Consider the following 22,723-nt stretch of genomic DNA (forward strand, 5'->3'; position numbering starts at 1 on the left):
GGAAAAGGGAAGCCCCATGTGCCATCGGCACAAGGGCGACCGCTCTTCATGAGCAAACGATATGCCAGCCGCATTATTGGTTAAAATCGATTGAAACTTGCATGAGCACCCAACGAGCACCCCCGAAATCCGGGCAATAAAAAAGGCCCCGACTTCGGGGCCTTTCAAGCCGGCTATTTATCGTCGTCGCCGGGCTTCTTGTTGGAAGGACCGTTGGTGCTGTCTTGCGCACCCTTTACGCCTGTCGCGTCCTGAGAGGGCGACATGCCCTGATCTCCAGAACTCGCGCCGCTATTCGCAGCAGGATCGTTAGCATCCATGGCAGGGCCGTTTGTGCTGCCCGGCGCGCCCTTTACGCCCGGTCCGGAACTCGTGTCCGAAGGCGGCTGATTGGCGTTCGACGTGTCGGCTGCGAAAGCAGGTGCCGCGCCGAACAGGGCCGCAATGGCGCAGGCCGCAATCATCTTCCTCATGGCGTATCCATCCTTGTTTGGTTCACTGACAATGCAAGGTTGGAACGCATCCGTTGCTTGCAGCGTTCCGCCTGTGCAACGCATTCATCGATCACATTCGGATCAGCGCATGCCGCGGAGCAGTATCATTGCGCCGCGATAAAGAAACCAAACGGCGAAGAACGGAGAGGCAACGAGAAGGATCAGCAGATCCGACATCAAGCCGACGCCACGTCGAAAACGTGCGAACATTTTTGATTTCGGCGGTTCAGGAAATTCGCCTGGAATGCATGAGCGAACGTGCTGAGGCGCCTTGGCAGGAAGCTCAACGCTACGCAGCGTTGCTCGGCGCTGCACCCACGCACGGCGCCGATAACGATCAATCTTCCGGGCTCGATCGGCCCCACCCAAAATTACTGGCTTTGTCTGACGCATAACACTCCCGTTCATACGAACGGAACGCGGCAGAACGATGTAGCGTTCCGGCGTCACAATACCGCGACGCGCTGTTATAAAAACCCAACAAAGGCCATATTCGACTGGCGCCTCAGTCAGCGCGCCGCCCTCTGATGGTTGAGCGGCGTTAGCTTGGCCGGCGCTTCAGTATCGACTGGCCCGCATAAACAGCGACGGCGCCAAGTTCTTCCTCGATCCGGATCAGCTGATTGTACTTCGCCAAGCGGTCTGAGCGTGAAAGCGATCCCGTCTTGATCTGGCCGCAGTTGGTCGCAACGGCGAGATCGGCAATCGTTGAATCTTCCGTTTCACCCGAGCGATGCGACATGACGGCAGTATAGGCTGCACGCTGAGCCATGCTGACGGCGTCGAGCGTCTCGGACAGCGAGCCGATCTGATTGACCTTCACCAGGATCGAGTTCGCGATACCCTTCTCGATGCCTTCGGCGAGACGTTCAGTATTCGTCACGAAGAGATCATCGCCAACCAGCTGAACACGCTTGCCGAGCAAGTCCGTCAGCAGCTTCCATCCGGCCCAGTCGTCCTCGGCCATCCCGTCCTCGATCGAGATGATCGGATACCGGTTCACGAGATCTTCGAGATATTTGGCGTTGCCCGCACTGTCGAGCGTCTTGCCTTCGCCGGCAAGCTGATACTTTCCGTCCTTGAAATACTCGGTCGACGCGCAATCGAGCGCCAGCATCACGTCTTCGCCGGGCTTGTAGCCGGCCTTCTCGATCGACTTCATGATGAAGCTCAGCGCTTCGTCGGCGCTCTTGAGGTTCGGCGCGAAGCCACCTTCGTCGCCGACGGAAACGCTATGGCCGGCGTCCTTCAGATTCTTCCTCAAGGTGTGAAAGATTTCCGCGCCGACGCGGATCGCGTCCGCACAGCTCTCAGCCGTAACGGGCATGATCATGAATTCTTGGATGTCGATCGGATTGTCGGCGTGCGCGCCGCCGTTGATGATGTTCATCATCGGCACGGGAAGCACGTGCGCATTGACGCCGCCGATATAGCGATAGAGCGGCAGGTCGTTCGATTGTGCCGCCGCCCTGGCCACTGCGAGCGAGACGCCAAGAATGGCATTGGCGCCGAGACGGCTCTTGTTCTCCGTACCGTCGAGCTGAAGCAAGGCCGCGTCGATCCCGCGCTGCTCCTCGGCATCCATGCCGGAAAGCGCATCGAAGATCTCGCCGTTGACCGCGTCGACCGCCTTCCAGACGCCCTTGCCCTGATAGCGCTCCTTGTCGCCGTCTCGGAGTTCGATCGCCTCGTGAGCCCCCGTCGATGCGCCCGATGGAACGGCGGCCCGCCCCTCCGAACCGTCTTCGAGCAGCACATCCACTTCGACCGTCGGATTGCCGCGGCTGTCGAGGATTTCGCGGCCGGTGATGTCAACGATGGCGGTCATGAGCGTTTCCGATATGTTTGAGACTGGCTTATCGAGGCGAGGCTGCTGTAAGAGTTTCGGCGCGGGTTTTAACCGCAATTGCGAACAAGGCAAAGTCCTCGCGGGCAGTTCGAACCTACCCGGAAGGACATTCGCCCAGGACCAAAGGTGCGCCAATGTCAGAAACGAGGAAGTGGACCGGAGGTTGCCATTGTGGACGCGTGCGTTTTGAAGCCGAACTTGCACTCGATGGGCTGAAAATCTGCAACTGTTCATATTGCCAGAAACGCGGGTCGATCATGGGCTTCGTCCCCATAGGCGCGTTTCGCCTGTTGTCCGGTAAGGATCAGGAGGCCGAGTACCTGTTCAACAAGAAGAAGATCCACCACACATTCTGCCAGGAATGCGGGATCGGCTCCTATTCCTATGGAACCACGCCCAGCGGAGCGTCCATGGTGGCCATCAATGTCAGATGCCTCGATGGGGTCGACGCCGCCTCTCTGACGCCAACTCTTTTCGACGGCAGGAGCATCTAGCCGTGCCGGAATCGTCGGCTCTTGTTCTCTTTTCAGGTGGCCAGGACTCGACCGTATGTCTGGCCTGGGCGCTGGACCGCTATGACCGCGTCGAAACGGTCGGCTTCAGGTACGGCCAACGCCACGGCGTCGAACTCGAGCAGCGTGAGGTCATCCGCTCGAAGCTCCGGCACCTCGGTGCCCAAGGACACCGGCTGGGCGGCGATACCGTCCTCGACCTGCCCGCGCTCCAAAGCATCAGCGATACGGCCTTGACCCGCGAGACCGAGATCACGTTCGCCGCGACCGGCTTGCCGACGACCTTCGTGCCGGGACGCAATCTTCTCTTCCTCACCTACGCGGCGGCGCTCGCGTATCGGCGCGGCATCGGCACGCTCGTCGGCGGCATGTGCGAGACGGATTTTTCCGGCTATCCGGACTGCCGCAACGATACGATCCAGGCAATGGCTCAGGCCCTCTCGCTGGGATTGGCATCGCCTGTCGCCATCGAAACACCGCTGATGTTCATCGACAAGGCCGCAACGTGGGAACTCGCCTCGGAACTCGGTGGCAAAGAGCTCATCCAGATCATCCTCGAAGATACGCACACCTGCTACATGGGCGACCGCACCCACCGCCACCCGTGGGGTTACGGCTGCGGCAAGTGCCCCGCCTGCGACCTGCGCGCCAAAGGCTGGACCGAATGGCATACGCGCACCGGCGATACCGCTGAAGCCGGAACTTGAAATTCGCCGTATCCGTACCCTTTCCTCTCCCGGAACGGGAGAGGATGCCCGAAGGGCAGGTGAGGGACTTGATGCACGACGAAAGAACCACGAAAGCCCCTCATCCGCCCCTCCGGGGCACCTTCTCCCCAAGGGAGAAGGAAAGGTACTTTCCTCTCCCGGAACGGAGTGAGGGACTTGATGGTGCTGGATCTCTAAGCCGATGACAGATCCGCTGACAAAGACGGCGCGGACACTGCGCAGGCGCCAGACCGAAGAGGAACGCAAGCTTTGGGCGCGACTTCGTGATCGCCGTCTGAACGGTTTGAAATTTCGGCGGCAGGCACCGTGCGGGCCGTATATCGCGGATTTCCTCTGTGAAGCCACCCGTTTGATAATCGAGCTTGATGGTTCGCATCACGCTGAGGCCGCTCAGGCGGCTCGAGACGGCGCGAGGACGCAACGCCTGCACGAGCTTGGTTACCGCGTCCTGCGTGTTTGGAATGCAGATATCAAAAACAACTTGGAAGGCGTTCTCGATCAGATCGCAGACGCGGTGGAGTTCAAGCGTTGAGCTTCTTTTCCTCTCCCGGAACGGGAGAGGATGCCCATCTCGCCGAAGGCTCGCCTTCGGCGAGATGGGCAGGTGAGGGACCTGATGCGCGACGAAAGATCCGCGTTAGCTTCTAAAACGGAAAGATCAAACACGTTGTCGTAGCGTGCGCGATCAGCTTGCCTCTGTGATCCGTCAATCGCCCTTCCGCAGTTGCTCCGCGCCGCCCGCGCGCAAGAAGCGTCCCTTCGGCACGAACGAGACCCGTGTCCTTCGTCATCGGCCTGAGCAACAAAACCTTGAATTCCATCGTCGTGAAGCCCGTGCCCTTGGGCAACGTCGAAAGCACCGCGCAAGCCATGCAGGAATCAAGCAGCGTCGCGGTATAACCCGCATGCACGGTTCGGATGGGATTGTAGTACTCTTCGCGCGGCTCGGAGACGAACACGGTCCGCCCCTCTTCGACCTCGGTCATGTGGAACCCGAGCGTCTTGGCAATCGGCGGCCCGGGCAGATCTCCCCGCAGCATGGCGTTGAGGAACTCGAGTCCGCTCATCGAAGTCAGCGTCTCGAGATCGACAATGCCGACATTGTCGGATGCGGGTGAAATAGGCTGCATGGTGGGTCCGCCTCATCGGGCTTCTAGCGTGAACGGATTGCAATTCGTCCTGCGGTCGAAATAGTCCTCAAATTCGACGCGCTTCAATGCGGCGGCGTTCCGCAGGAAACGTCGACCGCGAGCAGAACCATCACGGGGCCTAAATTGCGATAAGAACGCGCGCCGGTCACCATGGCCCCCTGCCGGACTTGACTTGGCCGCCGCGCTTCGTAGGTATCCCGGCATGTACGCGATCAAGGAGATTTTCTACACGCTGCAGGGCGAAGGCGCGAATGCCGGCACGCCGGCGGTCTTCTGCCGTTTTGCGGGCTGCAACCTCTGGAGCGGCCGCGAGCAGGATCGCGCCAAGGCGATTTGCCAGTTTTGCGACACCGATTTCGTCGGCATCGACGGCGAAGGCGGCGGCCGTTTCGAGACGGCGGAAGCGCTGGCCGACGCCTGCCGCACCGCCGCGCCCCCATCAAATCAGTCAGTACTCATCGTTCTGACCGGCGGCGAGCCGATGCTGCAGGTCGATCAGGAGCTGGTTGAAGCCCTACACGCGCGCGGCTTTCGCATCGCAATCGAAACCAACGGGACACTGCCGGTCCTCGATACCATCGATTGGATCTGCGTCTCGCCGAAGGCAGGTGCAGACCTCAAGCAGCGCCATGGCAACGAGCTGAAACTCGTCTTCCCGCAGGAAGGCAGCGACCCGGCGCGCTATCTGGAACTCGACTTCGAAGAACGCTTCCTGCAGCCGATGGACGGCCCCGAACAGCACGCCAATACGCTTGCGGCCATCGCCTACTGCAAGGCCAATCCGGCCTGGCGTCTGTCCGTCCAAACCCATAAAATTCTCGGAATCCCTTAACGGACAGGCCTTCCGCGCCCGTTTGGCGCGGTTTGGGCCCCCGAGCGGGGGTGGCGCCTCGGGGCGAAATCCCGTATGGAGCGGCCATGCAAATTTATAAGGAATTCAGGTTCGAGGCGGCCCATTTCCTGCCGTCGGCAGCACCCGGCACACCGAATGCGCGTGTGCACGGTCACTCGTTTCGCGCGCGCATCGTCGTCGAAGGCGAGCCGAGCGCCGATACGGGCTACATCTTCCATTTCGATGAATTGTCAGCAGCACTCCGCGAAACGGAAGACGCGCTCGATCACCGCATGCTCAATGATATCGACGGCCTGTCTGCGCCGACGCTCGAGCGCATCTCGATGTGGATTTGGAACCGTCTGTCGAACCGTATCCCCGGTCTTGTCCAGGTCGAGGTCCATCGTGACAGCTGCAGCGAAGGTTGTATCTATCGCGGACCTGCCCCGGCAGATCGCCGCTTAGCAGCGGAGTAGCGTGCGATGGCAGCGGAGCAGCCGGGCGCAACTCAACTCGGCAAGCAAGTCGCGATACCGGAAAGTCCCGAGGCGGCTCAGCTCGACCGCGTCGCCAATCCGCACGCCGATACCGATTATGTTGCCCGCTTCACGGCGCCCGAGTTCACGTCACTTTGTCCCGTGACGGGGCAGCCCGATTTCGCGCACCTCGTCATCGATTACGTGCCGGGCGGATGGCTGCTCGAAAGCAAATCGCTGAAGCTTTATCTCGCGTCGTTTCGCAACCATGGTGCCTTCCACGAAGATTGCACTGTTGCGATCGGCAAACGCATCGCCGGCCTTATCGAACCGAAATTTCTTCGGATCGGCGGCTACTGGTATCCGCGTGGCGGCATACCGATCGACGTCTTTTGGCAAACGGGAACTCTTCCCAAAGACGTCTGGCTGCCGGATCAGGGCGTGCAGCCGTACAGAGGTCGAGGCTGAGCCCCGTCCTCTGCAATGACATCCGGTCCGCCTCTAAGGGCTGATCGAATTACCAGTCACGCCGGTGGTGATGACGCCAGTGGCGATGATGGCGATAGCCGTAGTTATATCCGTACCCATATCCGTAGTAGGGACGGTAATAACGGGGTCCGTAGTACCCGTAGTAACGCGGCCCACCGTAGTAACGGTGACGGTAGCCATGACGCCAGCGGCGGCGGTAGTGCGTCTTCTCTACGACACTGTTGCCACTCTTCGCGGCCGACCCAACAGCCGCAAGATTGCCTCCACCGATTGCTGCGGCCTGAGCGCCGGTCGCGGCAAAGCCGATCCCGAGTCCCAGCGCCACGGCCAAAAGAAGATTTCGCATTTCGGTCTCCCAAGCTTATTGCCTTCCAGCAATATGCAATCGCAATTGCTGGTTTCGGCTTATGCACTTTAGGAGTCCTTGACTGAACGGCAGCTGTACGGCGCAACAATCTCTGATGGCAAACCCAAATGAATTACGGCCAAATCGGGATCAGCGGTTTTCGGGCAACGGAATAAATTCCGTTTCATCGCCGGGCACGATAGCGAAACGGCCCTGACGCCAATCTTCTTTGGCACTGTCAATTCGCTCTTGTGAGCTCGATACGAAATTCCACCAGATGTGACGCGGCCCATCCATCGGCTCGCCGCCGAGCAACATCAATCGCGCGTTCGTTTCCGCGAGAATTGAAATACGGTCGCCGGGCTTGAAAACCAGAAGCTGGCCGCCCTCGAAGGTCTGCCCTGCGATGTCGATGCGGCCGGAAGCCAGATAAATCGCCCGCTCGTCATAATCCGGATCGAGAGGCAGCACGGCACCCGGCGCGAGAACGGCCTCAGCGTAGAAGCAGGCGTGCGGGAACGTTGCAGGCGATGTCTCGCCGTAAAGGCTCCCAGTGATAATCCGAACGCGCTTGCCCTCACCCTCCAGCCTCGGCAACGCACTCACGTCATGATGCGCAAATGCCGGCGCGCTTTCTTCATGCGACTTAGGCAATGCCATCCACGCCTGGATTCCAAACATTTCCTGACCGGACACGCGCATTTCCGGCCCCGTTCGCTCCGAGTGAACGATGCCGCGGCCCGCCGTCATCAGATTGACCTCCCCGGGCCGGATCGCGAGCGATGACCCGAGGCTGTCCCGATGCATCATCTCGCCTTGAAAGAGATACGTAACCGTCGCGAGCCCGATGTGTGGATGTGGCCGCACATCGATGCCTTGTCCGGATAGAAATTGCGCAGGCCCCATCTGATCGAAAAAAATGAATGGCCCGATCATCTGCCGCTGCGCGGATGGCAGAGCGCGGCGCACTTCAAACCCGCCGAGATCGCGCGCTCTGGGCACGATCACCTGCTCGATCGCATCACACGATTGGCGATCGCCCGGAATGGGATCGTTATCCTTGAGCCAACTCATCGCGCGCCTCCTCTTCTGCAAACATTGGGGTGGTCATCACCTGCCGCAACCGGCATCAGATAGTCAGAAATCGCGACGCCTCAAGTGCACTCGGCCGCCGGCACACATCGCGGCGGCCAAACCATTTGAACCGGTTGCGCTGAACCCAATCGTAGATCCGGTCGCCAATCACGCCTGGAACGAAGCGCCCAACGTGCCCTAGTCCCCGCCAAGGTTGCGGCATCGTCTCGGCTGCAGCCATCGCACCCGCCCACCGCGTGTACGGCAACCCATCGCGCAAAACCATGAAAGTATCGAACACATCGGCATCGAGATTGTAATGCGTGTAAAGGGCCCTCGGCAGCGGATCCTGAATGACTGCGAACTGGCTTCGTCCCGCAGGATCGCGATCAAGCATCCACTGCACGCCGCCCGAACAGAGAACGCAAAGACCGTCGAAAATGATCAGCGGCCGCGTGTCGTCGAAACTCGGAACCGCCGGATCATTGCGGTAGCTGTAGGCTTTGAACGGCATCACGGATCGTTTCCTGCCTAGAATTCATGACAGGTCTGTGTAACGGAGACCCGGCGCTATCATGATGCAAATTCCTCTTCCGTCTCAATTCCGAATTATTCCGGATAAAGCCTACCCGGCGGAAGGTACGACGCATAGAAAGTTACACACGACATTTCTCAGCGCCATTTGGAGTTCCGATCGATGCCCCGCCGCGTAGCGCACGTTTCCTGCCTTCTCCTCAATCTCGGCATCGCAAGCCTTTGGGCAACCGGACCCGCACGCGCCGAGATCGATTGTGCCAACGCCGGAAACACGGTCGAAATGAATTTCTGCGCCGACAAGGATTATAAGGCGGCCGATAAGGCCCTCAACGCCGCCTACGCGAATGCGGTTGAATACATCCGAACGCGCGGCGAACAGGAAAAGCCGTACGACACAGCGAGCTTCCAGGAAGCGTTGCGCAACGCCCAACGCGCCTGGGTCACCTACCGCGATACCGACTGCAAAGATCTGGTGGCTCAGGAATGGTCCGGCGGCACCGGTGCCACAGCTGCAATCCTCGGATGCATGACCGAAAAGACCATCCAGCGGACCAAAGAGCTGAAAGAGCGATACGCCGAACATTGAAAGGCGCATTCGTTCCCGAGTTAACCTTTCTCCCCGAATGATTGCCACCGAACTGTCGTTTTGGGGAATTAGACCCCGCGTCTGCACGTAGTCGGAACTCCACGAAGATGCTGAGCCGTTCGGGCCCATGCACGCGTCCGGATATGACCGCGCGCGAAGCCGACGTCAGGAGAGAACACATGATTACGTCACGCCTTGGCATCCGTGTATTGGCCGGATGCGCCGCTTTCGTCGCGGCAGCCGCTGCGCAGATCGCACCTTCGATGGCCGATACGCCGAAAATCGCTGTGGGCACTTTGACGTGCCACGGCAAGGGAAGCGTCGGATACATTTTCGGATCGAAGCAGAACCTCAGGTGCAACTTCGAAACGCCCGTCAGCGGACGCAGCTATCGCTATGCTGCAACGATCACCAAGGTCGGCCTCGACATCGGCATCAAGGGCGATAGCACAATGGTCTGGACGGTGCTCGGACCGACGACAAATATCCCGAGCGAAGCACTCGAAGGAAATTACGGCGGCGTCACCGCCGGCGCGGCCGTGGGCATCGGCGGCAACGCCAACGCGCTGATTGGCGGCTCCAGCCAATCCATCATTTTGCAGCCCGTGAGCCTCGAAGGCCAGACGGGCCTCAACCTCTCGGCAGGCGTCGCAGGACTGACGATTTTCGCGCCTTAAATCGCAAACGAAATTAGAGCGGCGCGCTGCGGATAGAAATGCAGCGCGCCAATCTCGTTTTCGATTTCATCGACGAACGAATATTTTTCATTCATCCCATTTCTCACGCTTTGCGCGCTGCTTAGCGCATCTTCCGAGCATAACGGCATCACTTTTTGGCCATGAGAATCGCACGCTATTGACGCTCTAGCCGCGAGGAGAAAAATCATGGCCGCACTATCAAAAAACGTCGAAGAAATGCTCATTCGCCTGGCGGAAAATGCGCGCACCGAACAGGATTTTGTCCTGACGCTATCCGATGCCATCCGCAGGGTGGACGAACAGCTACTTCGCGATGTTCGCAACGTTGCGCTTCAGCACGAACTGAGACGCGAAGCGATCCTCGGCGAACTTCAAGATCTCGCAACACGGCTATGCGCTCTTCCAACCCGCGTTCCGGCCCAACCCGTTGCGGCGATCGATCAGCAGCAGGGCAACCAGACACGCGCCGAAATCGACGCTGCGCTGAACGGGCAGGCCGGCGATTGGCGCCAGGCTGCGCAGAACATGCACGACGAGTTCGAGTTCACGTTCAACGGCCAGCCACGGCACTAGCAAAGTCTGCGCGACTACCGCCCGATATATCCGGGCATCCGCGCCGCATCCTGCGAGCGGGCAAGCCACATGGCGCGATCGTGCGCGTATTCGAAATCCCGACGCACTGTCGATCGCGGAATGCGCGCCCGGAAGTAATTCGCCCAGCGAAATTCCGCAAAAGGTCTGCCAGATTTGACGAAGCCACCGGCTTCGCGAACAGACCACGCGAGATCGCGATAGGAATCGGAGCGCAAATCCTTCAGGGACTCGGGCAGCTTGGTCGGACAGACCGGCTGCCCGTGCCCATCAAATGCGTGCAGCAGGCCGAGCGTGCCCATGCGACGGAGGAAGCGCTTACGCGGAAGGTGCGAAAGATCGGCAATCACGTTGACGAACGCTTCCTCCACGTCGCTCTTTAGCAACGCCAAGCTTAGGTGATGATGGTCGATGATGAAGAAGTCATCGTCTGGCCCGAGCACGGCCGGTATCGGACGCGCTTCGAGATAGCGTCTGAGCCTTCGCCTGCTGCGCACGCGGCGCTCGACTTTTTCACGCTTGGCCGCGACGGCACGCATGCCGACCGCCATTTGTGTGGGACGTAGATCTTCGAGCGAGACGGATTCGAGTTTTTGCGGCTCGGAAATACGAAACCGCATAGGTGGCGGATTAGGGTCGGCAAAAATGAAACCGGCCACCGGCTCACGCCAGACTTCAAGTATTGGCATGACTTCCCATAAAGCGAATTGAACACCGCTTAACAATTTCGCCCTTATGGTTAAAACTACGTTTACTCTGATCCCCGGCGGCCAGGAAAACTTACCGGGAAAACTTACTTGGCTGCCGCCGTCATCGAACCCTCCCGATGGCGCGAAACTTCGGCAGCCGAAACTTCACCTGCTGCCACCAGCGCATCGACGCAGCCTTTCGAGAGACCGACGCCGACGGAGCGCATGCACGACCGCACCTCTCGGCTGGTTGGGCTGTAGGCGCCGCAGTGTGCATAATAATCGGCCGCACACGCGATCTGGACGCGCAGGCTGATGGCGGAGGCGTTACCCGCCATGAGCGTGACGCCGGCGAGGACGAGCGCCGGAGCGAAAATGGCGCGGGAAGCATTCCGGTGGATCTCAACAAATCTGGTCATTGCAGGTCTCCATCTCTTCTGGCGATGCAAGCCCGTCTTGGGCAGTTGTGGCCGAAAGAGATAGCGTACACGGGATGCTCCCCGCTGTTCCGGCGGGAACTGAACCTTGGACGCAGTAAAGGTTGCAGCTACTGCGCAGCGTTCTTTGCCAGTGGTCTGCCCGGCACCGGATAGGAAATCGGCCGCACACCATTCATCCGCGCGCACCGGCAAGCCTCTTCATAGACAACCGTTGCAGCCGCGAGCGCCGTGATACCCGCCTGATCGTAGGCAGGAGCCACTTCGACGACATCGCAGCCGACGATCCGAAGGCCGTCGAGACCGCGCAGCATCGCCAGCAGTTCTCGCGGCGTCAGTCCGCCCATCACAGGCGTGCCGGTCCCCGGTGCAAAGGCTGGATCGAGGCAATCGATATCGACCGTCAGGTAGCACGGCGCATCGCCTGCAAGCGCCTTCACCATGGCGACGATCTGATCGGGGCCCTTCTCGGCAACGGTCATGCTGTCGAAAATGTTCATGCCAATCGGATCATCCACCCACGTTCGGATGCCGATCTGTGATGACCGGCTCGGATCGATCAGCTCATCGTGAATGGCTTGCGCGAACATCGTGCCGTGATTGATCTCGACCGCGCCGCCGGGTCCGGTGCGCGGCGTCCACGTATCGGGATGCGCATCGAAATGGATGAGCGCCAGCTGCCCATACTTTCGCGCATGCGCTTTGAGCAGCGGATAGCTGATGAAATGATCGCCGCCGAGCGCGCATAGGAACGCCCCGGCGGAGACGACATTGAACGCGGCCTCTTCGATCGCTGCCGGAATTGTGTGCGGAAAGCCGAAGTCGAGCAGAGCGTCGCCGAGATCGACGATCCTCACATGCGCAAGCGGGTCGAAACCTCCGGGATAGGACTTGAGCTCGGCGAGTTGTGCCGAAGCCGACCTCACCGCATCTGGTCCGAGCCGCGCGCCCGGGCGGTTTGACGTCGCGATGTCGAGAGGCACGCCGAGAACCGCGAAATCACCGGCCTTCGCGTGACCAACGTGCGGCGCCCGCAAAAACGTGTGCGCACGCGAATAGGTCTGTTCGGAAGCGATGGAAGCGGGAGACAGCGCACCGCAATTGTATTGCGTATGGACGCCGGTTGTAACGCCGGAAATCATGACGACCTCGATTGTTGCGATGTCGTCCGGCCGACACCTTCACAATCAAACCGGGTAATCCCGGCGCCTCCGTTTCGCGGCAACTGAGAGGATGCCTATCCCATTCTGACAGTCAAGCCCCGGGAGGCATGCGCACCCGCGGCGGTGAACTCGGGCCCCTTCCCGCGCGTTACCAAGCTCGAAGTTCATGAAATGGCTAGAACCATGTCCAACCTCGTAAAACTAGCGTCTGAGAAGGCGGCCCGATCCGAAAGGGAGGCCGAGCTTCTTCGCGAAGATTTATTGCAAAAATGCACCGACGCCGTCGCCGGCCTGGGCGACAACCTTACCGGATATGCGCTCGTGGTTTGGGGCAAGGATGGCGACATGCGAACGGCCTACAACGCCGCTCAAGGTCCAATCGGACCGGCACTCGTGCCAACCCTCGCAGCCGATGCATTAAACCGCCATGTCGCGGTGATGCTGTCGAAAAAGGAAGATGCGGACGACCCCTGCTGATCGGGCATCGCGTGACAAAAGAAAACCCAGAGCATGAACTCTGGGTTTGCGTTTAGTGCAGGAAGCCGAACAGATGCAGGCCGATGATCACGACCAGCGGAACGCCTGCCAGCCAGAGAATTAAGTCGCGTGCCATGATGCTCTCCTCAATGTTTGATCTGCGGCGGAATCCCATCATCGGACGACGGCGCGGAAACGGACTCCTTTGCGCCTTCGTGCGACCGGATCAGGCTCAGCAATTCATCGAGACGTCGGCGCGCCTCGGCCAGATGTCGCTTGGCATCCTCGCGCCGGAGAACGACACTGTTCTGTGCAGCGCCGCGCAATTCGTTCTCAAGGTCCCAAAGGGACTTTAAAACCTTTGGGACCGTCTCTCTGATGTTGTCCGACATCCGAGCCTCACCAGTTTGAACTGCTCCCTGAACGCATGCCGTTGATTTCCGGTTCCGCCCTTGCTTTGGGCGGTTTGACGAGATTTATGGGAGCGGCGTTATCGTCGAACGCAACCAGATCGGACCCTGAAGCCATATGATCCCACAAGCATTATTGCCCATCGTCCTCCTGACGATGTCGAACGTCTTCATGACATTCGCCTGGTATGGCCATCTCAAATTTACCAACAAGCCGCTTTGGCTCGTCGTGATCGTCAGTTGGGGAATTGCCTTTTTCGAATATTGCCTGGCAGTCCCGGCAAATCGCTATGGCGTCGCGGTCTATTCGCCGGCCGAATTGAAGACGATGCAGGAAGTCATAACGCTATCGGTATTCGCGATCTTTTCCGCGACCTACCTCGGTGAACCACTCACCCTCAACCAGGCCGTCGGCTTCGCCTTTATCGCGCTTGGAGCGTTTTTCGTTTTCAAGGCGCCGCTTTAATCAACGGCGCTCACCCTCACCTGATCGGCACGCTCAGCTGAAATTTGCTGCTCAAGCTTTGCGGCTCTGTCGACGCTCCGAGATTGTCGACATCGGCCGTCACGCTCAGCGAGTAGGCGTCAGGCTTGGTGTAGGTGACACCGGCGCCTGCGGACGTCGTGTCGAAAGACGAATCCGTCATTTCCTTATGGCTCGTCGACAAGTCGAACGCCCGCTTGTAGGTGACGAACGGCTCGAGCGTCGAACCGCCATCGAGGGAGAACGAATGATTGACCTTCGGCGCGAGAATGAACGCGCTCTTTTCCGCCGTTCCGGTCGCCGACGCAGACCCGCCATTCGCTTCCCATTCGGTGCGCGCGTCGATACTGAACATCGGCGCAGCCTGGAGCGTGACGTAAGCCGCCGCTTTCTGATCCAAAGCGACACCGGGTATCGCGGCCGACCGCGCATCGCCTCTTTCGAGCACAAGCCCGACGCTCGCTTTCCTGCTGATCTTGTAATCCGCTCCGAAGCCGACGCGGCTCGATTGACTGGAAGCGTCGTTCAAGCCGCTGAGATCGATATTGCTCCACACATCCACCGGAGCATTGGGCGCGGCCGCAGCTTTCGGCAGCTTCAGCGTATAGGGATCCCCGGCATAGTCCGCCTGCTGGACGGACACGGTCCGCAAATTGTAATCGCGCAAGGTGCCGAGGCTCGTACGAACCGACATGCTGCCGTCGCTGGCATTGAACTTCGAGGGCACCGTGCCTTTGCTTAGGGCGATCCACGGCAGGCCATCCGTGGAAGCGGCCGATGCGGTCGGCATCGTCTGCTCTGCAAGTGCCGCATCGAGATCGAACTCGATGTCTTGCTCGCAAGCCGTGAAGTCGGGCTCGGACGTATTCGACTGCACGTCCACGCATTCCTCGGCCCGGACACCGGAAGCGGCACCGAACAGCATGGCCAAACTGGCAATAATCGCGTACGCGACGCCGCGATCACGGATGGAGCAAATTTTTTGAATGATCATAAGCGCCTGTTAGCCGTGAACTTTGATCATCATGTGGCGATAGCCTGAACCGGTCAAAGGGTAAACCCACGCGTGCGGTTGGGCCAAAACGTCGATTCACGCCCACATTTACGGCGTTGTCGCAGAAGCCTAGTATCCCTTCGCCCTCGTTCGCGCGAACGCTGGACATTGGGCCCGCACCGGCAACGCGGCCGATTGCGAGCCGAAACTGGAGAAAGGCAGAACATGAGCTGGAGCGATACACTCAAGGGGGTCGTCGGGAACCTTGTCGGTCAAGCCGAGCAGGGAGCCTTGCCGGATATTCTGAAGGGCGTTCTCGGAACCGAAGGCCTGCAGGCCATTCTCGGCAAACTTCAAGACGCGGGTTTCGGCGCGCAGGTCTCTTCGTGGCTCGACAAGAACAAGAACAACCTGCCGATCTCGCCTGAGCAGATCCAATCCGCGCTTGGCGACGAACACGTTCAGCAGATCGCCAAGTCACTCGGCATTCCGGTGGATTCAATCCTCGCCGGGTTGGCGAGTGCGCTTCCTCAGGTGGCGAGCGAAGCTGGCCCCGCCGCCGATCCTGAAAAAGCTTCGCCGCTTCCCGGTCCCAAATCCAGCTGACCGCCAGACATCAGGGATCGAAGCCTCTCAATTCATCGCCGGCGCGGCGCGGTCTATGATCGCCCGCACGCTCGTCCCCGCGGGAAGCAGTCCAAAAGCTCCACCATCGCCCGGCAGCCGCGTCGCCAGGAACGCATCGGCGACGTCCGCCATTGAATGACGGATCAACAGTGCAGCCTGCAGCCCGACGACGAGATCCCTCACGAACGAACGCGCCTGACCTTCGTCGAGTTGCCGTGATCTTTCTTGCAGTTTCAGAACGTGAGCTCTGAGCCGTCCGTCAGCGTTGCAGGCCTCATGCATCTCGTCCAAGAGCATGCCGATCGCCGCAGGCGCGCACGCCAACGCCCTGAGAACGTCAAGGCACATGACGTTGCCGGACCCCTCCCAAATCGAATTCAGCGGCATTTCCCTGTAAATGCGCGCCAGATTGAACTCCTCCACGTAGCCGTTGCCACCAAGCACCTCCATCGCCTCGGCGGCAAACGCCGGCCCACGTTTGCAGATCCAGAATTTCGCAGCTGGCGTCACGACCCGCCGGTACGCCAGCGCAGCCTCGTCCTCCTCGTCGTAGGCGCGTGCGAGGCGCATGGCCAAAACCGTCGCCGCCTCGGATTCGATGGCGAGGTCGGCAAGAACGTTCGCCATCAGAGCTTGATCGATCAGCAGCTTTTGAAAGGCGCGGCGATGCCGCGCATGATGGACCGCCTGCGCCAGCCCCTGACGCATCAATCCCGAAGTCCCGATCGCGCAATCGAGACGCGTATAGTTCCCCATCTCGATGATGGTCGGAATGCCGCGTCCTTCTTCGCCGATAATCTCACCCAGCGCGCCTTCGAGCTCGACCTCACTCGACGCATTGGAACGGTTGCCGAGCTTGTCCTTCAGACGACGAATGTGAATCGCGTTCCTTGTCCCCTCCTCCGTCCATCTCGGAACGAGGAAGCAGGTCGGTCCGGCCGCCGTTTGCGCCAGCATCAGAAACGCATCGCACATCGGCGCCGACATGAACCATTTGTGCCCATGGATCCGGTAGAAACGGCGCCCGCCGGATTCGGCATAGAACTCCGCGCGCGAGACGTTGGCTCGCAAATCCGATCCGCCCTGGTTTTCCGTCATACCCATGCCGATCAGCGCCGCCGTCTTTTGCGCCACAGGCTTGAAGCTCGGATCGTACGCACGCGAATAAATGCGCGGCAGCCACGCAGCGGCGGCGTCAGGCGCATGCTTGAGCGTCGCGACTGCGGCATAGGTCATCGACACCGGGCAGTAGACCCCGCTTTCTATTTGCGCCAGCATGAAGCAGCCGCCAGCCCGCGCGACGTGCGCGCCCTTCCGCGGCTTCACCCACGGGCCGCTGTGGAGACCGTTCACCAACGCCAGCCCGAGCAGCGTGTGCCAGCTGTCGTGAAACGCCACCTCGTCGATCCTGTAGCCGTAGCGGTCGAATGATTTGAGGATGGGCTGATTGCGATTGGCCTCCGCACCCGCGGCAATCATCTCTGCGGTACCGAGTTGCCGCCCGAGCGCCTGCAGATCTTCCAGAACCGGTCCCGCACCCTCCCGCACCAGCGCTTCACTAAGGATGGGATCGCTCGACAGCAGGTTATAATTTTCGAGCGGCGGCGGCTGATTGGTGACATCGATCATCGGCGCGCCTCTAAAAATCCATGGAGCGCCATCGCGCCCGCGGCACCGCTTTCCGGAGAAAAGCACTTGTCGGCTCAATCTCCGATGATTTCAAGCGCCGGTATGCGAACGGAGCAGAAGGCAGAGGCCGGCCTGGAATAAAGTTCGCTGCCATCGTGTCTCAACTGTTGACAACATAGACACGAGAGGACGCGATGATCAGGAATTTTCTATTCTGCATGCTGGCTACCCCACTGGTACTACCCGCGCCGGCCAACGCACAGATTCTCTGCAACGGCGCATTCCAGGTGTTGCCGACCGGTCAACTTTCTACGCCGTACTGTCAGGATGAGGACTTGGCACGACGAGCACGCAGCCAAGGCGTCGAGGTCACGGGCGATGCTGTTCGTGGACACCCGAGCCTGAAGGCGAGCCTTTGCGCGGGATCGCAGGATTTGGCAGCATGCGCGAGTTCTGCCAATGACTGAGCACATCCGAACTGTCGAAGAGCGACAGGAACATGTTGTACAAAAGCTCACGAAAAATTGCCCCCGCAGAGGCGATGAGTGTGCTCGTTGTTCTGACTGTGTGAGCGCAACGCTCGCACAAGTCCGGACACTGATGGGTAAGGAGTTGGTCCTGCCCACCGACGTTTCATCACGCGGGTGTCATGAACAAATCAACAGCGTGGTGATTGTGTAACCACCATTGCGAAGGTGCTTCAATGAGTTTGCGGGCTAATGAGTGCGGCCAGAGGAACGTCTTTTGAGCGTTGGACCAACTCCAAAAGCAAATCCCATCGACGTCTTTCAAAGCGCTTGGTACCGGCTCTTGTTGTTGTTCTTTGCTGTGTATCTAACTGTGTTCTGGTTCATCCTCGGGCCGAGCAGTCCGTGGTATGCGATGAGTGTGGTCTTGGGAACATTCAGCCTCGGGCCGGCAGTAGCCGACCCCGTTATGCGACTTGTGCCTCGCCAATGGCTCCGCGTGCCGGCGGGCGAACGCGTACTCCACCGCGTCCTCGGCGTTGGGATGTTCGGTTGGCTGCTCGATGGCTCCGGATGGAATCGCCGTGTGGCCGAACCTATGCGAGGATTTTCCGGCAAACGGGACGGCTTACCCAGGCTCGAAGAGGGTCTACACGCCAATGTCAGCGCCCACGGGGCCTGCTTTGCCATTCACGTACTTCTGGCCGGCTTCGCACTTTTCAGCAGGCATCCGTGGAGCGGCGCACTCTGGATGCTGTTTCCGGGTGTCGTCGTTCATCTCTATCCGGTGCTCTTACAGCGCTCCATCTTGCTTCGGCTCCAACCTCTGCGGGATAAGACGGCTCCCGCCGACTGGGTCCGACGTTGAGAGCCAAGAATGCCCAGCCAGTGCTTGGAAGGGCTCGAAAGCTGACGCGCATCGCGCGATGAACACTTGCATCTCGTGACGTGAACTGAGGGACGGCCGGTCTATTTTACACAAGGCGGCGGCTTGCATTGTTGACCGGCCGGGATGCGTATGACCGTGACCGGCATTGTCTTTCCATCGCGTTCGACTGTGCTGTGCTCGACAAACTGGTCATCGCACTGCTGATCACCAGACGCGGCATCGGCTGCAATCTCCACGACGCAGTCAATGACAAATGCGCATTTGTCGCTTTCCTGGCTTGGGCATACGTCCGAAGGACACGAAAGCAGGCAATCTTCGCCCGAGCAGGTTTGGCGGGCCGCGTCCGTGATATCGCATTCACCGCTGTTGCCATTCGCCGAGCTATGAGCCGCTAGCAAAGGCGAATTTGTTTGAGGCGAGTCCTGGCTGTCATTCTCGCCGTTGGCAGGCGAAGGCGCCGGAGCCGCGGCCGACGGAGAGGTATTGACGTTTGGAGTTTCTATGGAGGGTGCCGGACTGGGAGCCGATAGCGCCGGATTGGTCGTGAGCTGGCCAGGATTTGTCACGACCCCACCCGCACCCCCGATACCCCCGAGCCCTGCACTTGGAGGCGGCTCGACGCGCACAGCCTCCTGCGCGATCGCCAACGCCGCACCAAGCAACATCATACCAAGCGTCGCTACGATGACTGGCACTCCCGTCGACATCGAAGCCCCCGGAGATATCCAATGGTGATAAATAATCACGACACTGAAGAATGCGCAAATGCGCCCGTTCCGAAAGCGATCAAAAAACTTATCCCCGCCTCAGAAGCCTCCCGCATACTTCACCCACCTCGCCTCGACGAAACGACGGACAGTCTCGAGACCGTTTGGAGATTGGGGGTGAGCGGCTGGACGAACGTTCGCGGCACAAGGGGGTAACGGCCCGAGGCCCGAATGGAGCGAACCGCCCGGTGATCAATGTGCATACGGTACCAACCGTCGGAGGACTAAGGCACCTCCCATGCCGGACCGGTCGATCAGAACCCCAGCTACGGAGCGCGCCAAGGCGCCGTTTCTTTCTTCGGATCGACGGCACCTGGTGCCGGCGCGCTCCGTAGTCCGACTTTCCACGCCGGTGCCCCGCACGCGGCGGCGAAACGTCTGCTTCCTTCTCCCATCGGGAGAAGGTGCCCCGAAGGGGCGGATGAGGGGACTTCGCAGTTCGACAGTTATCCGTCGCTTCGCATCAAGCCCCTCACCTGCCCGCCCATCTCGCCGAAGGCGAGCCTCCGGCTTGACCGGGCATCCTCTCCCGTTCCGGGAGAGGAAAGAAGCCTTTCCTTCTCCCTTGGGGAGAAGGTGGCCGAAGGCCGGATGAGGGGTAGTCCTGAGGCGCGCCCGCCCAATGCTTTCCGCCGAGCCGCGGGGCAAGAGTGTCCCGTTGACAGCGGCACACCGACCCACAATGGTGGCGACTTCATCCAAGCCTTTGAACAGGATCGTTACCGATGGCTTCGACGCGCACGCCCGCCAAGCATTTCTCGCCCCTCGCCATCGGCGCCCCCGAACCCTATCGGGCACTTCCCGTCAAACTCGAGCGCATGATCCACTTCGTGCCGCCGCATAACGAAAAGATCCGCGCCAAGATCAAGGATTTGGCCGCACAGGTCGACGTCGTCCTAGGGAACATCGAGGACGCAGTCCCCCTCGACCAGAAGGAAAACGCCCGCAAAGGCTTCATCCAGATGGTCCGCGACAACGACTTCGGATCGACCGGCGTTTGGACACGCATCAACTGCCTCAATTCGCCCTGGGTGCTCGACGACGTCACCGAGATCGTCTCGAGCGTCGGCAACAAGCTCGACGTCATCATGCTGCCGAAAGTCGAAGGCCCGTGGGACATCCACTATCTCGATCAGCTGCTGGCTCAGCTCGAAGCAAAACACGGCGTCAAGAAGCCGATCTTGATCCACGCCATTCTCGAGACCGCCGAGGGCGTCAACAATGTCGAGGCGATAGCGGCGGCCTCCCCGCGCATGCACGGCATGAGCCTAGGACCGGCCGACCTCGCCGCTTCCAGAGGCATGAAGACGACGCGCGTCGGCGGCGGCCACCCCGATTATGGCGTCCTCGCCGATGCGCAGAAGGATAACGCCGCCGCGGCCCGCGCCTTCTATCAGCAGGATCTCTGGCATTACACTGTCGGCAAGATGGTCGATGCCTGCCTCGCATACGGTTTGAAGCCGTTCTACGGCCCGTTCGGCGACTTTTCCGACCTTGCCGCCTGCGAGGCCCAGTTCCGCAACGCCTTTCTCCAGGGATGCCTCGGCGCCTGGTCGCTCCACCCGACCCAAATCGACATCGCCAAGCGCGTGTTCTCGCCGGATCCGGCTGAGGTCAAATTCGCAAAGCGCATTCTTGATGCCATGCCGGACGGCACCGGCGCCGTCATGCTCGACGGCAAGATGCAGGACGACGCGACCTGGAAGCAGGCGAAGGTCATCGTCGACCTCGCGAAGATCGTCGCCTCGAAGGATGCCGAGCGTGCGGCCCTCTATGGCGAACTCTGATCGCCGCCGGGCTTGCACCTCTGATTGGGCCGACACACATTAACGCCATGAGCGACATCAAACATGCCAAGTTCGCGATTGGTCAGGTTGTGCGGCACCGGCTTTATCCGTTTCGTGGACTGATCTTCGACATCGACCCGGAATTCGCGAATACCGAGGAATGGTGGCTATCCATTCCCGAAGAGGTCAGGCCGCGGAAAGAACAGCCCTATTACCACCTCTACGCAGAAAATGCGGAGACGACGTATGTCGCCTATGTCTCGGAGCAAAACCTGCTGCTGGACGAGACGGCCGCGCCCCTGCGCCATCCCGATATTTCCGAGCGTTTCCTGAAAGACAGAAACGGCGGCTACCGCCTGCGTCCCGGCTCCGCCAACTGATCCGCACAAACGCCGAATGAAAAAGCCCCGGATTTCGCAATCCGGGGCTCTTCAAGACTTGAAACCAGAAGGAGTTACTGCTTCGGCTTGGCGGGTGCCGCAGCCGGTGCCTTCGTCGAACCCGTCGTGGTCGGAGGCGCACCGGGCCCATCGAGCGGCAGGTTCTTGAGCTGGTCTTCCTTCCACTTCTCGGCCATCTGCTGCTGGCGCTGACGGATCTGCTGCATCAGCGCGCTACGAGCCTCGGCATACTTCTTGTTGTCGACCGGCGGTCCAGCGGCGGCTTCATTGTAGCCGTCGAGAGGAACCGGGAATCCGATCGGCTGGGCTGCAGCATTCATGGCAAGAACCATCAGACCGCCACCCTTCGACATCTGGTCGAGAATTTCCGGAGTGGCTTCCGTCTCGGCCGTGCACCCGGCCGGATGGCAAAGCGCATACCGGAGTTCGATGGGCTTCAGTGCCTTCTCATCGATCTTCTCGTTCTTGGCAGCGGCAGCCCACTGCTCCTTCGTGTAGATCGCGGCGCGGACACCCGGAGGGATCGCCATCCCGAGCGGAACCATGATCATCAGAGATTTCTTGTCGGAACCTTCGACTTCGCGAATGGCGGCCGAAACGAGCACCATCCCGGTATTGCCATCGAGCCGCTCATGATGCGTGAGGCAGAGCGACTTCTCTTCCTTCACTTCCTTGCCATCCGGCCCCTTTTTTTCGATCGGGGCTTTCTCGCAAAGCTTCACCCAGGCGCTCTTGGTCGCCGCCGCAGCCGCATTCGCCGCTGGCGCTCCCGCCGCCGCTGGAGCAGCAGCAGCCGGAGCCGTCTTCTTCGGTGCCGCCGCCTTCGGCGCATCTTGTGCCCAGGCGGGAACAGCGGACATGACTGCCGCGACCGCCACGGCCGATACGAGGGCCTTGCCGCCCGCGCGCAATAGTGCGTTTGCCATCAACGTAAAAATCCTCGCTTTGTTCGTTGTGCCGGCCTTACCGGCCCCTACCCCTCAAGTCTCTGTGCGTCAAAAGCTCGCCACCAAGCCTGCGCAGACCCGGCACACACAGCCGATCCGGCGCCGAGTAAGGCTCGGATTACGGCAATCGCGTGGCCGCGGCAAAGGCCAATTGGGGGCCACAGCTCAGCGTTCACTATCGTTGCCCGTCGG

At 60.2% G+C, this 22,723-nt stretch carries 30 protein-coding genes; 15 read left to right on the forward strand and 15 right to left on the reverse strand.

Annotated elements, in window-relative coordinates; translation table 11 throughout:
- Positions 1–173: 173 nt before the first annotated feature.
- The 3 genes from AB4Z24_RS08575 to eno form a co-directional block, all read right to left on the reverse strand.
- Positions 174–473, reverse strand: a complete 300-nt coding sequence (locus AB4Z24_RS08575) for a hypothetical protein (RefSeq protein WP_441707461.1) — start codon at positions 471–473, stop codon at positions 174–176.
- Positions 474–575: 102 nt separating this feature from the next.
- Complete coding sequence (locus AB4Z24_RS08580) at positions 576–704, reverse strand: hypothetical protein (protein WP_441707463.1); 129 nt, start codon at positions 702–704, stop codon at positions 576–578.
- 331 nt (positions 705–1,035) lie between these two features.
- On the reverse strand, positions 1,036–2,322 hold the full coding sequence (gene eno / locus AB4Z24_RS08585; protein ID WP_441707465.1) for a phosphopyruvate hydratase: 1,287 nt from the start codon (positions 2,320–2,322) through the stop codon (positions 1,036–1,038).
- A gap of 155 nt (positions 2,323–2,477) precedes the next feature.
- Between eno and AB4Z24_RS08590 the strand changes: the two genes are divergently transcribed.
- The 3 genes from AB4Z24_RS08590 to AB4Z24_RS08600 all read left to right on the forward strand — a co-directional run bounded on the left by AB4Z24_RS08590 (position 2,478) and on the right by AB4Z24_RS08600 (position 4,115).
- Positions 2,478–2,837, forward strand: a complete 360-nt coding sequence (locus AB4Z24_RS08590) for a GFA family protein (protein WP_441707466.1) — start codon at positions 2,478–2,480, stop codon at positions 2,835–2,837.
- 2 nt (positions 2,838–2,839) lie between these two features.
- Positions 2,840–3,562, forward strand: coding sequence for a 7-cyano-7-deazaguanine synthase QueC (gene queC / locus AB4Z24_RS08595; protein WP_441707468.1), 723 nt, complete (start codon positions 2,840–2,842; stop codon positions 3,560–3,562).
- Between the two features lie 202 nt (positions 3,563–3,764).
- Complete coding sequence (locus AB4Z24_RS08600; protein WP_441707470.1) at positions 3,765–4,115, forward strand: endonuclease domain-containing protein; 351 nt, start codon at positions 3,765–3,767, stop codon at positions 4,113–4,115.
- Between the two features lie 112 nt (positions 4,116–4,227).
- Here AB4Z24_RS08600 and AB4Z24_RS08605 read toward each other — a convergent pair whose 3' ends face one another.
- Positions 4,228–4,713: a PaaI family thioesterase gene (locus AB4Z24_RS08605; protein WP_441707472.1), complete on the reverse strand. Its 486-nt coding sequence runs from the start codon at positions 4,711–4,713 to the stop codon at positions 4,228–4,230.
- 223 nt (positions 4,714–4,936) lie between these two features.
- Between AB4Z24_RS08605 and queE the strand changes: the two genes are divergently transcribed.
- The 3 genes from queE (at position 4,937) to queF (ending at position 6,510) form a co-directional block, all read left to right on the forward strand.
- The gene (gene queE / locus AB4Z24_RS08610; RefSeq protein ID WP_441707474.1) at positions 4,937–5,566 is read left to right on the forward strand and encodes a 7-carboxy-7-deazaguanine synthase; all 630 of its coding nucleotides are present in this window, start codon (positions 4,937–4,939) and stop codon (positions 5,564–5,566) included.
- Between the two features lie 86 nt (positions 5,567–5,652).
- The gene (locus tag AB4Z24_RS08615; RefSeq protein WP_441707475.1) at positions 5,653–6,042 is read left to right on the forward strand and encodes a 6-pyruvoyl trahydropterin synthase family protein; all 390 of its coding nucleotides are present in this window, start codon (positions 5,653–5,655) and stop codon (positions 6,040–6,042) included.
- Between the two features lie 6 nt (positions 6,043–6,048).
- Complete coding sequence (queF, locus tag AB4Z24_RS08620; protein ID WP_441707477.1) at positions 6,049–6,510, forward strand: preQ(1) synthase; 462 nt, start codon at positions 6,049–6,051, stop codon at positions 6,508–6,510.
- A 49-nt stretch (positions 6,511–6,559) separates the two neighbouring features.
- Here the strand turns inward: queF and AB4Z24_RS08625 are convergent, their stop codons facing one another.
- The 3 genes from AB4Z24_RS08625 to AB4Z24_RS08635 all read right to left on the reverse strand — a co-directional run bounded on the left by AB4Z24_RS08625 (position 6,560) and on the right by AB4Z24_RS08635 (position 8,465).
- A complete protein-coding gene (locus tag AB4Z24_RS08625; protein WP_441707479.1) occupies positions 6,560–6,877 on the reverse strand; it encodes a hypothetical protein in 318 nt (105 codons plus the stop codon).
- A gap of 150 nt (positions 6,878–7,027) precedes the next feature.
- Positions 7,028–7,951, reverse strand: a complete 924-nt coding sequence (locus tag AB4Z24_RS08630; protein WP_441707481.1) for a pirin family protein — start codon at positions 7,949–7,951, stop codon at positions 7,028–7,030.
- Positions 7,952–8,006: 55 nt separating this feature from the next.
- A complete protein-coding gene (locus tag AB4Z24_RS08635; protein WP_441707791.1) occupies positions 8,007–8,465 on the reverse strand; it encodes a thiol-disulfide oxidoreductase DCC family protein in 459 nt (152 codons plus the stop codon).
- 183 nt (positions 8,466–8,648) lie between these two features.
- On the opposite strand from AB4Z24_RS08635, the gene AB4Z24_RS08640 reads away from it, so the two are divergent.
- On the forward strand, positions 8,649–9,074 hold the full coding sequence (locus tag AB4Z24_RS08640) for a lysozyme inhibitor LprI family protein (protein WP_441707483.1): 426 nt from the start codon (positions 8,649–8,651) through the stop codon (positions 9,072–9,074).
- A gap of 179 nt (positions 9,075–9,253) precedes the next feature.
- On the forward strand, positions 9,254–9,751 hold the full coding sequence (locus tag AB4Z24_RS08645; RefSeq protein ID WP_441707484.1) for a DUF992 domain-containing protein: 498 nt from the start codon (positions 9,254–9,256) through the stop codon (positions 9,749–9,751).
- Here the strand turns inward: AB4Z24_RS08645 and AB4Z24_RS08650 are convergent.
- Positions 9,748–9,960, reverse strand: coding sequence for a hypothetical protein (locus AB4Z24_RS08650; RefSeq protein WP_441707486.1), 213 nt, complete (start codon positions 9,958–9,960; stop codon positions 9,748–9,750). The genes AB4Z24_RS08645 and AB4Z24_RS08650 overlap by 4 nt on opposite strands.
- Here AB4Z24_RS08650 and AB4Z24_RS08655 point away from each other — a divergent pair.
- Complete coding sequence (locus AB4Z24_RS08655) at positions 9,959–10,345, forward strand: hypothetical protein (RefSeq protein WP_441707488.1); 387 nt, start codon at positions 9,959–9,961, stop codon at positions 10,343–10,345. The two genes, AB4Z24_RS08650 and AB4Z24_RS08655, sit on opposite strands and share 2 nt — an antisense overlap.
- A 14-nt stretch (positions 10,346–10,359) precedes the next feature.
- Here the strand turns inward: AB4Z24_RS08655 and AB4Z24_RS08660 are convergent, their stop codons facing one another.
- The 3 genes from AB4Z24_RS08660 to speB form a co-directional block, all read right to left on the reverse strand.
- Entirely contained in the window at positions 10,360–11,052 is a 693-nt protein-coding gene (locus AB4Z24_RS08660) for a ParB-like protein (protein WP_441707490.1), read from the reverse strand.
- Positions 11,053–11,156: 104 nt separating this feature from the next.
- The gene (locus AB4Z24_RS08665) at positions 11,157–11,471 is read right to left on the reverse strand and encodes a hypothetical protein (protein ID WP_441707492.1); all 315 of its coding nucleotides are present in this window, start codon (positions 11,469–11,471) and stop codon (positions 11,157–11,159) included.
- Positions 11,472–11,599: 128 nt separating this feature from the next.
- Entirely contained in the window at positions 11,600–12,631 is a 1,032-nt protein-coding gene (gene speB / locus AB4Z24_RS08670; RefSeq protein ID WP_441707494.1) for an agmatinase, read from the reverse strand.
- A gap of 192 nt (positions 12,632–12,823) precedes the next feature.
- Between speB and AB4Z24_RS08675 the strand changes: the two genes are divergently transcribed.
- The gene (locus AB4Z24_RS08675) at positions 12,824–13,129 is read left to right on the forward strand and encodes a hypothetical protein (RefSeq protein WP_441707495.1); all 306 of its coding nucleotides are present in this window, start codon (positions 12,824–12,826) and stop codon (positions 13,127–13,129) included.
- A gap of 146 nt (positions 13,130–13,275) precedes the next feature.
- On the opposite strand, the gene AB4Z24_RS08680 is transcribed toward AB4Z24_RS08675, so the two are convergent.
- Entirely contained in the window at positions 13,276–13,521 is a 246-nt protein-coding gene (locus AB4Z24_RS08680; protein ID WP_441707497.1) for a hypothetical protein, read from the reverse strand.
- Positions 13,522–13,657: 136 nt separating this feature from the next.
- Between AB4Z24_RS08680 and AB4Z24_RS08685 the strand changes: the two genes are divergently transcribed.
- Positions 13,658–14,005: a DMT family protein gene (locus AB4Z24_RS08685; protein WP_441707498.1), complete on the forward strand. Its 348-nt coding sequence runs from the start codon at positions 13,658–13,660 to the stop codon at positions 14,003–14,005.
- A gap of 16 nt (positions 14,006–14,021) precedes the next feature.
- On the opposite strand, the gene AB4Z24_RS08690 is transcribed toward AB4Z24_RS08685, so the two are convergent.
- Positions 14,022–15,017 (reverse strand): hypothetical protein, encoded by a 996-nt coding sequence (locus tag AB4Z24_RS08690; protein WP_441707500.1) that lies wholly within the window; start codon positions 15,015–15,017, stop codon positions 14,022–14,024.
- Positions 15,018–15,242: 225 nt separating this feature from the next.
- On the opposite strand from AB4Z24_RS08690, the gene AB4Z24_RS08695 reads away from it, so the two are divergent.
- On the forward strand, positions 15,243–15,623 hold the full coding sequence (locus AB4Z24_RS08695; RefSeq protein WP_441707502.1) for a YidB family protein: 381 nt from the start codon (positions 15,243–15,245) through the stop codon (positions 15,621–15,623).
- Positions 15,624–15,650: 27 nt separating this feature from the next.
- Here the strand turns inward: AB4Z24_RS08695 and AB4Z24_RS08700 are convergent, their stop codons facing one another.
- Positions 15,651–17,273 carry an acyl-CoA dehydrogenase family protein gene (locus AB4Z24_RS08700; RefSeq protein WP_441707504.1) on the reverse strand — a complete coding sequence of 541 codons (1,623 nt, stop codon included), beginning with the start codon at positions 17,271–17,273 and terminating at the stop codon, positions 15,651–15,653.
- Positions 17,274–18,017: 744 nt separating this feature from the next.
- On the opposite strand from AB4Z24_RS08700, the gene AB4Z24_RS08705 reads away from it, so the two are divergent.
- From AB4Z24_RS08705 to hspQ, 3 genes are all read left to right on the forward strand, one after another.
- The gene (locus AB4Z24_RS08705; protein WP_441707505.1) at positions 18,018–18,608 is read left to right on the forward strand and encodes a hypothetical protein; all 591 of its coding nucleotides are present in this window, start codon (positions 18,018–18,020) and stop codon (positions 18,606–18,608) included.
- A 1,513-nt stretch (positions 18,609–20,121) separates the two neighbouring features.
- Positions 20,122–21,183: an HpcH/HpaI aldolase/citrate lyase family protein gene (locus AB4Z24_RS08710; protein WP_441707507.1), complete on the forward strand. Its 1,062-nt coding sequence runs from the start codon at positions 20,122–20,124 to the stop codon at positions 21,181–21,183.
- 47 nt (positions 21,184–21,230) lie between these two features.
- Positions 21,231–21,563: a heat shock protein HspQ gene (hspQ, locus tag AB4Z24_RS08715; protein ID WP_441707508.1), complete on the forward strand. Its 333-nt coding sequence runs from the start codon at positions 21,231–21,233 to the stop codon at positions 21,561–21,563.
- Positions 21,564–21,637: 74 nt separating this feature from the next.
- Here hspQ and AB4Z24_RS08720 read toward each other — a convergent pair whose 3' ends face one another.
- The gene (locus AB4Z24_RS08720) at positions 21,638–22,510 is read right to left on the reverse strand and encodes an invasion associated locus B family protein (RefSeq protein WP_441707510.1); all 873 of its coding nucleotides are present in this window, start codon (positions 22,508–22,510) and stop codon (positions 21,638–21,640) included.
- Positions 22,511–22,723 lie beyond the last annotated feature (213 nt).

Origin of the sequence: Hyphomicrobium sp. 2TAF46 (genome assembly GCF_052114865.1) — a bacterium.
Classification (GTDB): domain Bacteria; phylum Pseudomonadota; class Alphaproteobacteria; order Rhizobiales; family Hyphomicrobiaceae; genus Hyphomicrobium_B.

Excerpts from the sequence above, each read along its gene's own strand:
- AB4Z24_RS08575 (WP_441707461.1), bottom strand. The coding sequence starts at position 473 with ATGAGGAAGATGATTGCGGCCTGCGCCATTGCGGCCCTGTTCGGCGCG.
- AB4Z24_RS08580 (WP_441707463.1), bottom strand. The coding sequence starts at position 704 with ATGTTCGCACGTTTTCGACGTGGCGTCGGCTTGATGTCGGATCTGCTG.
- eno (WP_441707465.1), bottom strand. The coding sequence starts at position 2,322 with ATGACCGCCATCGTTGACATCACCGGCCGCGAAATCCTCGACAGCCGC.
- AB4Z24_RS08590 (WP_441707466.1), top strand. The coding sequence starts at position 2,478 with ATGTCAGAAACGAGGAAGTGGACCGGAGGTTGCCATTGTGGACGCGTG.
- AB4Z24_RS08600 (WP_441707470.1), top strand. The coding sequence starts at position 3,765 with ATGACAGATCCGCTGACAAAGACGGCGCGGACACTGCGCAGGCGCCAG.
- AB4Z24_RS08605 (WP_441707472.1), bottom strand. The coding sequence starts at position 4,713 with ATGCAGCCTATTTCACCCGCATCCGACAATGTCGGCATTGTCGATCTC.
- queE (WP_441707474.1), top strand. The coding sequence starts at position 4,937 with ATGTACGCGATCAAGGAGATTTTCTACACGCTGCAGGGCGAAGGCGCG.
- AB4Z24_RS08615 (WP_441707475.1), top strand. The coding sequence starts at position 5,653 with ATGCAAATTTATAAGGAATTCAGGTTCGAGGCGGCCCATTTCCTGCCG.
- queF (WP_441707477.1), top strand. The coding sequence starts at position 6,049 with ATGGCAGCGGAGCAGCCGGGCGCAACTCAACTCGGCAAGCAAGTCGCG.
- AB4Z24_RS08625 (WP_441707479.1), bottom strand. The coding sequence starts at position 6,877 with ATGCGAAATCTTCTTTTGGCCGTGGCGCTGGGACTCGGGATCGGCTTT.
- AB4Z24_RS08630 (WP_441707481.1), bottom strand. The coding sequence starts at position 7,951 with ATGAGTTGGCTCAAGGATAACGATCCCATTCCGGGCGATCGCCAATCG.
- AB4Z24_RS08635 (WP_441707791.1), bottom strand. The coding sequence starts at position 8,465 with ATGCCGTTCAAAGCCTACAGCTACCGCAATGATCCGGCGGTTCCGAGT.
- AB4Z24_RS08640 (WP_441707483.1), top strand. The coding sequence starts at position 8,649 with ATGCCCCGCCGCGTAGCGCACGTTTCCTGCCTTCTCCTCAATCTCGGC.
- AB4Z24_RS08645 (WP_441707484.1), top strand. The coding sequence starts at position 9,254 with ATGATTACGTCACGCCTTGGCATCCGTGTATTGGCCGGATGCGCCGCT.
- AB4Z24_RS08655 (WP_441707488.1), top strand. The coding sequence starts at position 9,959 with ATGGCCGCACTATCAAAAAACGTCGAAGAAATGCTCATTCGCCTGGCG.
- AB4Z24_RS08650 (WP_441707486.1), bottom strand. The coding sequence starts at position 9,960 with ATGATTTTTCTCCTCGCGGCTAGAGCGTCAATAGCGTGCGATTCTCAT.
- AB4Z24_RS08660 (WP_441707490.1), bottom strand. The coding sequence starts at position 11,052 with ATGCCAATACTTGAAGTCTGGCGTGAGCCGGTGGCCGGTTTCATTTTT.
- AB4Z24_RS08665 (WP_441707492.1), bottom strand. The coding sequence starts at position 11,471 with ATGACCAGATTTGTTGAGATCCACCGGAATGCTTCCCGCGCCATTTTC.
- speB (WP_441707494.1), bottom strand. The coding sequence starts at position 12,631 with ATGATTTCCGGCGTTACAACCGGCGTCCATACGCAATACAATTGCGGT.
- AB4Z24_RS08675 (WP_441707495.1), top strand. The coding sequence starts at position 12,824 with ATGGCTAGAACCATGTCCAACCTCGTAAAACTAGCGTCTGAGAAGGCG.
- AB4Z24_RS08680 (WP_441707497.1), bottom strand. The coding sequence starts at position 13,521 with ATGTCGGACAACATCAGAGAGACGGTCCCAAAGGTTTTAAAGTCCCTT.
- AB4Z24_RS08685 (WP_441707498.1), top strand. The coding sequence starts at position 13,658 with ATGATCCCACAAGCATTATTGCCCATCGTCCTCCTGACGATGTCGAAC.
- AB4Z24_RS08690 (WP_441707500.1), bottom strand. The coding sequence starts at position 15,017 with ATGATCATTCAAAAAATTTGCTCCATCCGTGATCGCGGCGTCGCGTAC.
- AB4Z24_RS08695 (WP_441707502.1), top strand. The coding sequence starts at position 15,243 with ATGAGCTGGAGCGATACACTCAAGGGGGTCGTCGGGAACCTTGTCGGT.
- AB4Z24_RS08700 (WP_441707504.1), bottom strand. The coding sequence starts at position 17,273 with ATGATCGATGTCACCAATCAGCCGCCGCCGCTCGAAAATTATAACCTG.
- AB4Z24_RS08710 (WP_441707507.1), top strand. The coding sequence starts at position 20,122 with ATGGCTTCGACGCGCACGCCCGCCAAGCATTTCTCGCCCCTCGCCATC.
- hspQ (WP_441707508.1), top strand. The coding sequence starts at position 21,231 with ATGAGCGACATCAAACATGCCAAGTTCGCGATTGGTCAGGTTGTGCGG.
- AB4Z24_RS08720 (WP_441707510.1), bottom strand. The coding sequence starts at position 22,510 with ATGGCAAACGCACTATTGCGCGCGGGCGGCAAGGCCCTCGTATCGGCC.